Source organism: Kitasatospora sp. NPDC127060, assembly GCF_042724935.1.
Taxonomy (GTDB): domain Bacteria; phylum Actinomycetota; class Actinomycetes; order Streptomycetales; family Streptomycetaceae; genus Kitasatospora.
The window spans coordinates 1-1,049 of sequence record NZ_JBHXEG010000204.1 but is presented as its reverse complement, the minus strand read 5'-3'; the positions used below and the strand labels follow the sequence as shown (position 1 = coordinate 1,049).

The window sequence follows — 1,049 nt, the reverse complement described above, 5'->3', positions numbered from 1 at the left end:
ACCCACAACACCCCCACCACCACAACCACCAAACCCCCCACCCCCCACCACACCCCCCTCCCCACCTACCCCTTCCAACACCAGCACTACTGGCTGGAAGCGGCGGCCGGGGCGGGCCTCGACGATGCCACGTCAGCCGGACTGGACGACGCCGCGCACCCGTTGCTCGCCGCCGTGGTGGAACTGCCCGAGAGTCAGGGCGTGGTGGCGACCGGCCGGATCGGCGTGGAGAGCCACCCTTGGCTGACGGGGTACACGCTCCAGGACACGACGGTCCTGCCGGCGGTGGCCGTGCTCGACCTCGTCCTGTCCACCGGAGACCGTCTGGGCCTGCACCACCTCGATGAACTCGCCCTGGACCGGCCGCTCGTCCTGCCGGAGGACGGCGGGGTCGATCTGCGCGTCCACGTGTCCGGCGCGGGCGAGGACGGGAAGCACGCCGTCACCGTGCACACCCGACAGGCCGACGGCTGGACGCGCCGCGCCACCGGCGTGCTGAGCGCCTCGGGCGAGGTGGCCGAGACCGGCTCCGGCCGGGCGGCCGGGGTCGAGCCCGACCAGTTGGCCGAACGGCTCGCCGCGGCCGGCTACGACCACAGCGGGACTTTCCGAAGCATCCGCGGGTTCTCCGGCGGGCACATCGAGACAGCCCTCCCGGAGGAGGCCGCCCCGGACGGATTCGGGCTCCACCCGGCGCTGTTGGCTCCCGCACTGGACGCCGTCCTGGCCGGTCAGTCGGGAGAGACGACGTTCCCGCACCGGTTCACGGACGTGACACTGCACGCGACCGGCGCCGCCGCGGCCAGGATCCGGGTGACCGCCCAGTCCGACGGCACCCTGTCCGCCGGTGTGGCGGACACGACCGGAGCGTCCCTGCTCAGCATCGGCTCGGTCGCCAGCCGCGCGCTCACCGCGCCGGACCTGGCCGCCGCCCAGGGCGGTCCGCTCGACTCACCGCTGGTGTTGGAGTGGGTCCCCGTCACCACCGACACCACACCCCCCACCGACACCACACCCACCACCCCCGACCTCCTCATCGTCCACCCCCA

At 73.5% G+C, this 1,049-nt stretch carries 1 pseudogene; it reads left to right on the top strand.

Annotated elements, in window-relative coordinates:
- Positions 1 to 1,049 (top strand): annotated as a pseudogene (locus tag ACFWIS_RS40730) (hypothetical protein); the annotation flags it as partial.